Consider the following 6,895-nt stretch of genomic DNA (forward strand, 5'->3'; position numbering starts at 1 on the left):
ATACCTACTAACAAACATCGGCTCCTTTATCATAAAGCCCCGGTCTTGCCCCGAAACGGTAAAAGCCGGGGTTTCTTTTTTAACAGGTTCTTTCAGTATCAAGCACCTATGCTCCACACAACCTAAAGGATGCGAGTGGGCATTGCAGTCGTTATAATGGGAAATCCCTGATACCGAAAGCAGCATATTGATATTTCAACTCGATATAGATAGAATATAGGCGGTTTTTTATCTAATAGAACTAGATAGATTTGCCAAATTTTCTTAGAGTACGAAGAGGTATAATGATTCACACTATTTTAGAGAAGAAACAATTCTCAAAAGAAGTCTTTTACTTACGCGTTGCAGCGCCGGAAATTGCACGGCAGCGGAAAGCAGGTCAGTTTGTTATTATTCAGCTTGATGTTGATTTTGGCGAACGGGTACCTCTGACAATCGCGGATGCAAACCCGCAAGAAGGATGGATCGCGCTTGTCGTCCAAGCTGTCGGAGCAACCACCATTAAGCTTTGTCAAAAGAATGTCGGCGACGCTATTGCTGTCATTCTTGGTCCGCTGGGAAATCCGACCCATATCGAAAAGCTGGGGAAAGTTGTTTGTGTCGGCGGCGGAATTGGAACAGCCCCCCTCCACCCGATTGCGCAAGCATACAAGCACGCAGGCAATGAGGTGATTATCATCATCGGAGGACGCACAAAAGAGCTCGTCATCTTTGAAGAAGAAATGCGGAAAATTGCCGATGAACTGATCATTGTAACTGATGACGGCAGCTACGGACGAAAAGCCCTCGTTACAGAGCCTTTAAAAGAGATTTGCGAGAGTGCCGCTCCCCCTCAAGAGGTTATTGCTATTGGGCCGCCGATAATGATGAAGTTCTGCGCCGCAACAACCCGTCCATACAATATCCATACCGTTGTATCTTTAAACACGATTATGATTGACGGTACCGGAATGTGCGGCGGCTGCCGTGTTACCGTTGATGGACAGACAAAGTTTGTATGCGTTGATGGTCCGGAATTTGACGGTCATAAGGTTGATTTTGATAATATGATGATGCGGATGAAAGCCTTTAAACCGCGAGAAGATCACGACCGGCATGTGTGCAGAATCGGCTTACAATAAATAAAAATAATCACCAAGGAGTATGAAATGGAAACCGAAAATAATACACAACACACATATATCCCCCGTGAAGAACTTGCAAACAAAGCAAAGGTTTTATGGGATACGCTAAAAGATAAAGAATTAACCATGAAAGACCGGAGGGATATCCCGATGCAAGAGATGCCGGTGCTTGAACCCCATGCACGGGCACGGCTCATGGATGAAGTTGCAATCGGATATACCGATGAACAAGCTAAAATCGAAGCAGCGCGATGCTTAAACTGTAAAAATCGTCCCTGTGTAAACGGCTGCCCGGTTGGAATTCCAATTCCGGAGTTTATCACCTGTATCCAAAAAGGAGATTTTAAGGCTGCGGTCGATACCATTAAAACAACCAATCTTCTGCCTGCCATTTGCGGACGGGTATGCCCGCAAGAAAAGCAGTGTCAATCCGTATGTACTGTAGGCAAAATGCACAAGTCGGTTGATAAGGCTGTTGCTATTGGCAGACTTGAGCGCTTTGTTGCCGACTGGGAACGTAATAATGATAAAACCACCATACCGCCGATTGCTCCTGACACAGGTAAAAAGGTTGCTATTATCGGCTCAGGACCGGCGGGGCTTGCAGTTGCGGCTGATGTCCGCCGTGCCGGACATGCAGTAACGGTATTTGAAGCATTTCACAAAACCGGCGGTGTTATGGTATACGGTATTCCAGAATTCCGTCTTCCTAAATCCATCGTTGCAAAAGAAGTAGAAAACCTTAAAAAGATGGGAGTTAAATTTGAAACCAACTTTTTAGTAGGACGAACAGCAACATTGGAGCAACTTTTAAAAGAACAAGGTTTTGATGCCGCTTTTATCGGTACCGGAGCTGGTTTACCCAAGTTTATGAATATCGAAGGAGAAAACCTCATCGGTGTTTTCAGTGCAAACGAGTATTTAACACGTGCAAACCTTATGAAGGCATATCAAGAGGATAAGGCTGACACCCCGCTATATCCGGCAAAAATCGTTGCTGTTATCGGCGGCGGAAACGTTGCAATGGATGCTGCCCGTATGGGATACCGCCTCGGTGCAGAAAAAGTATACTGTATTTATCGGCGAACCCGTAAAGAAATGCCCGCCCGTGCAGAAGAAATAGCCCATGCAGAAGAAGAAGGCGTAGAATTTCTCTTTTTGCAAAATCCAACACGGTTCATCGGCGATCAAGATGGAAAAGTTTGTGCTGTTGAAGTATTAAATTACGAACTTGGAGAACCTGATGAGTCAGGACGGCGCAGTCCTGTTGCTATTCCGGGTACCGAACACCAAATTCCTGTTGATACCGTAATTGTAGCGCTCGGCAATAGTTCTAATCCTTTGATGGCAAAAACAACTGAAGGGCTTGAGGTAAAAAAGAGCGGAAATATCATTGTTGATGATCAGCAAAAGACAAGTATTCCAGCTGTATGGTCCGGCGGTGATATCGTACTTGGTGCCGCAACCGTTATCCTTGCAATGGGTGAAGGACGCAAAGCAGCTGCGAGTATGAACGAATATCTCGCAAAATTATAAGATACCTTATAGAAAAACAATGACTGCCGGTATGATAAGGTTTACTCTTTTTCATGGCAGTTATAAAGCAAAACGCCGATCAATCCATCCTAGGATTAATCGGCGTTTGTTATTAGCACAAAGCAATAAATAAGTCTATGCAAATTCTCTTCCGTACTTGTTGATAACCGATGCCATATTACTTAAAGAAACCTGCTCCATAACACCGCCCATTTCGAAAGCAACGCGCGGCATACCATACACAATGGCAGAGGCTTCATCTTGTCCAATAGTACGAGATCCCTCCTGATACAGCCGTGTAAGACTCGCTGCGCCGTCTTTTCCCATACCGGTCATAATAATACCGAGTGCTCTATTCTGGAACTGATCTGCTACAGAAGCAAATAAGACATCTGCACTCGGGCGGTGTCCGCTTTGCGGCGGGGCATCCGAAATATGAGCGATAACCCCCAGCGGTTTCTTTTCAACTACAAGGTGTTTACCTCCCTGCGCAATAAGAATACGTCCGGGTTTCACCAAATCCCCTTCTTGAGCTTCCTTCACTTCCAATGGGCATATTTTATTCAAGCTGTTGGCAAATTCATAAGTGAATCCGGGAGGCATGTGTTGAACCACCACTATCGGCTGCGGCAATTTTGGATCCAATTCCGCAAAGACCTCACGTAATGCGTTCGGTCCTCCAGTTGAAATACCGATAGCAATAATTTCAAGTTTTCCAGGCTGGCGCATCTGTGCCGGCTTAGCGCCCGTCGCCGGAGCGCTCCCGAATACCGATCCTGAGGATACGGTAGAGCTTACAGCAGCAGAACTAGGTGTCCGTGACGCAGTAGCTGTATGCGTATAATTCTGAGCAAAGCTGCTTGCAGGCTTTGATGCTGTGGTAGAGCCTTTCTTCATTTGATATTGCTTACCATAAGCTTGTAAAAACTCTACCAACTGTGCAGCAACCGTAGCTAAGTTTGCCGATTCAGAACCTGAAGGCTTTGTAACAAAATCACTCGCACCAAGTTCCAAACAGTCCATCGTAACACGAGCGCCTTCTTTTGCAATACTGGAAAGAACAATCACAGGAATGTCGATCTTGAGCTTTTTCCGCTCACGCAGAAACTCAATTCCATTCATTTCCGGCATTTCAAGATCAAGTACAATAATATCAGGCTGCACACGTTCAAGCTTTTGCAAAGCAAACCGACCATTCATCGCTTTATCAGCGACAACTAATCCTGGAGCAGCATCTACTATTTTTCCAATTAAACTGCGCATCAAGGCAGAGTCATCAACTATCAAAACTTTTATATCATCCATAATTAAATCAACCTCCCGCATTTCATTAGATATATCAAAAGTCTATCTGTCCTTTCCCATATATAGTTCCATCGTTAGAACTCTATTTTACATTTTTTTGATACAAACAAGCCCATTCTGTCTTCAAGAACTCAAACTTTGTATCCATACCAAATAACGATTCCGAATGCCCAATAAAGAGAAACGAATGAGGCGCCATCGCATCCCAAAAACGGTTAATCACCCCTTGCTGCGCCGCCTCATCAAAATAAATAATAACATTTCGGCAAAACAGAATATCTATATTATTCCTGTTTGCATCATGTTTTAAATTATGATAATCAAATTTAACCATTTGCATAATCTCAGGATTCATTTGATAACCATTGCCTTGTTTTGTGAGATATTGTGCAAGATAATCATCAGGAATTCCCACGACTCGGCTGTCAGGATAAAATCCCTGTTTTCCAACAAACAGAGACTTAAATGAAAGGTCGGAAGCTAAAATATCCGCAGTATAACCTGCCGGCAAATGCCGCTTCATTACCATCGCAATGGTATAGGGTTCTTCCCCTGTGGAACAGCCGGCACTCCAAATATGAATTTGTTTTTGTCCGAGCCCCTGCTTTATTTTAACAATCGCAGGAATAACATAATTGATCAAGGCATCAAAATGAGGCTGATTTCTAAAAAAGCGGGTCAGATTGGTAGTAACCGAATCCAACATAATTTTTAGTTCTTCCTTATTTGAAGTTAAAATCTTATAATACTGATCAATATCGTCCATCTTATTCTCGCGCAATCGATCTTTCAGACGGCTCTCCAAAATAGAACGGTTAGTTACAGAAAAGGTAATACCGCTTTCATTATATATTAAATCTTTAAAACGGTCAAAATTATGGTCACTAAGAAACTCTGCCATATAGCATCCCCCTATTAGAGTATATGTTGCTGTATACTTTTGTCAAGCAAATTTTTCCTATCATTCGCACCTTTTTATTAACTTATAACCTATAAACACACAGAGTTTGATTACATCAAAGCTCTCTGTTAGTATAAACTATTACATATTATAGGTATCGACATAATTATCTACCAGCCATAGGCATAAAACACTTTAAAAATCAACCTCTATCTTCTCAGCCTCAGAAAGCAATACAACAGTCTTTTGCAATATATTCTTCACGTTCTCTACCTGTGCTCTAAATTCTATATTATGAGGTCCCTGGATAATAGTCCAGTTCAGAAGCGGAGCATATATACTATTTTTATTACCTTCGATAAATCCATTCAAAAGAGCAATCAATGTTTTAAGAGTGCCCAGCGAAGATGCAATAATTTGCTTAGCATCCGTTTCAGTGTTCTTCATCAATGTTTCGAGTCCATTCTTACTTTTAAGCGTTGCTGCAGTTCTCTCTGTTAATTCGATAAAAGAAGCGCCTATTTCCCCTTCGGGCGACAATCGGGATTCAAAGGTAGCAATACTACTGTGCTGTTTTTCCAATACAGTAAAAGCATTAGTGTATTCTGCAAGATTTTCCCGACGATAAAAATTACCTTCCATCAAGAGCGTTTTTAAAACCGGCTGCAATGTTTCAGGATAGAGTGTTGAGAAAAATGAAGAAAGGAAACTCAGTGAAAATTCACGTCTGAAGTGTAACGTCAGCCATACATTCTCCCATGGCTTATACATCAGTGATGCTAACTGCTCCTGTTTTAGCAAGCTCAACATCTCCTGCTTTAAATGAAGACGCTTTTGTTCAGCAGCCCAGAGTTGCCACCGCTCATTAAAGCGTTTTTTCCACGCAGCTTTAAAAAGCTGAAACCAATTTTCACCGGCTTCAAGCTGCTGTGCTTGCCAATGGATAGATTTTGAGGCATAGCGAGCCAAATCAAGTATTGGAACTTTCACAGAAAATCCTTTTATCGCTTCCAGCGCATGAGAAGCTTGCGAAATAAATTCAACAGATTCTTGAGAAAGATTCAGCTGTTTATCATTTAGTCTATCTTGTTTTGACAATAAAAAGAGCGTTTGTAATACAACATCAGGAATAGGCTTTGATACACCTAACACTGATGCCAGCATATCGAGCTCAGTAGCAATTAAATACACAGAACAAGTATGTGCAGCCGAGACATCCTGCATAAACTTAAGCACAGCTTTATCAATAGCAAGGTCACAAAAATGCCGCATCCATTCAATCGCATTTGCAGCCTGATACATTGTAGTTTTATAGTCAGCAGTCATGAGTGAAAATGTATCATCTATTTTTTTTAAAAAATCAGCTCGTAAATTAGTAGTTGCATCAGAACCTGCTGCAGCACTAAAAGGATCGGTATTATACATTAATTTTGCATAAACATCAGGAGCGACAAAGGAACTTGCTAATAAATAAAAATCTCCCTTATCACTATCATAGGCGGATAAAAGAGAAGTAAAAAACAGTTGAGTTTTCCGCAACTCACGCAACAACTCATAAAATGCATCGGTAAAAACATTTAGTTTGATATTTATATATTGCTTATAGTTACGTTGCAAATCTTTCCCAATTCGCCGGATAAGTTCTTCCTCATATATAGTTTCAATAGGTATAGATTTAAAAAACGATTTCAGACGAAGAAAAAAACGAATAAAAAACGGCTCATCACTTATCCGAGCCTCTTTTTTAACTTGTCCGCCCATCAAAAGAGGTTCCTGCTGAGAATCAGTTTGAATATCTGCCGACATCTTCATACTATCGGCAATATTTGAAAGCATCATCTGAGCTTCCTCTGTCGAAAGAGAATCAACCAGCTTATCAAAAGTTGAATATTGAGGATTCATAACTTTAATTATATACAACCTTTATAAAAAAAACTATAGGCTAAGCAAAAATAAAGCATGTAAAAGAACAAAGAACGCATGAACGGTAAGCAGAGTGCAGCAAGGAGACGACAAACACAAGAACCTC

General features: G+C 41.6%; 5 protein-coding genes. 2 read left to right on the forward strand and 3 right to left on the reverse strand.

All coding sequences use genetic code 11. From position 1 onward, the window contains the following. Positions 1–287 precede the first annotated feature (287 nt). Complete coding sequence (locus tag ACTTJ8_RS07025; RefSeq protein WP_442716723.1) at positions 288–1,121, forward strand: sulfide/dihydroorotate dehydrogenase-like FAD/NAD-binding protein; 834 nt, start codon at positions 288–290, stop codon at positions 1,119–1,121. Positions 1,122–1,148: 27 nt separating this feature from the next. After that, on the forward strand, positions 1,149–2,660 hold the full coding sequence (gltA, locus tag ACTTJ8_RS07030) for an NADPH-dependent glutamate synthase (protein ID WP_442716719.1): 1,512 nt from the start codon (positions 1,149–1,151) through the stop codon (positions 2,658–2,660). A 135-nt stretch (positions 2,661–2,795) separates the two neighbouring features. On the opposite strand, the gene ACTTJ8_RS07035 is transcribed toward gltA, so the two are convergent. From ACTTJ8_RS07035 to ACTTJ8_RS07045, 3 genes are all read right to left on the reverse strand, one after another. Next, positions 2,796–3,986: a protein-glutamate methylesterase/protein-glutamine glutaminase gene (locus tag ACTTJ8_RS07035; protein WP_442719580.1), complete on the reverse strand. Its 1,191-nt coding sequence runs from the start codon at positions 3,984–3,986 to the stop codon at positions 2,796–2,798. A gap of 61 nt (positions 3,987–4,047) precedes the next feature. Then, positions 4,048–4,866: a CheR family methyltransferase gene (locus tag ACTTJ8_RS07040; protein ID WP_442716721.1), complete on the reverse strand. Its 819-nt coding sequence runs from the start codon at positions 4,864–4,866 to the stop codon at positions 4,048–4,050. Between the two features lie 195 nt (positions 4,867–5,061). After that, positions 5,062–6,768 (reverse strand): DUF5312 domain-containing protein, encoded by a 1,707-nt coding sequence (locus ACTTJ8_RS07045; protein WP_442719579.1) that lies wholly within the window; start codon positions 6,766–6,768, stop codon positions 5,062–5,064. Positions 6,769–6,895: the final 127 nt, after the last annotated feature.

It is taken from the genome of Treponema sp. (assembly GCF_052169735.1).
Lineage (GTDB): Bacteria > Spirochaetota > Spirochaetia > Treponematales > Treponemataceae > Treponema.

Bases quoted from the DNA above. Each gene is read 5' to 3' on its own strand.
- ACTTJ8_RS07045 (WP_442719579.1), bottom strand. From the start codon at position 6,768: ATGAATCCTCAATATTCAACTTTTGATAAGCTGGTTGATTCTCTTTCG.
- ACTTJ8_RS07040 (WP_442716721.1), bottom strand. From the start codon at position 4,866: ATGGCAGAGTTTCTTAGTGACCATAATTTTGACCGTTTTAAAGATTTA.
- ACTTJ8_RS07035 (WP_442719580.1), bottom strand. From the start codon at position 3,986: ATGCGGGAGGTTGATTTAATTATGGATGATATAAAAGTTTTGATAGTT.
- gltA (WP_442716719.1), top strand. From the start codon at position 1,149: ATGGAAACCGAAAATAATACACAACACACATATATCCCCCGTGAAGAA.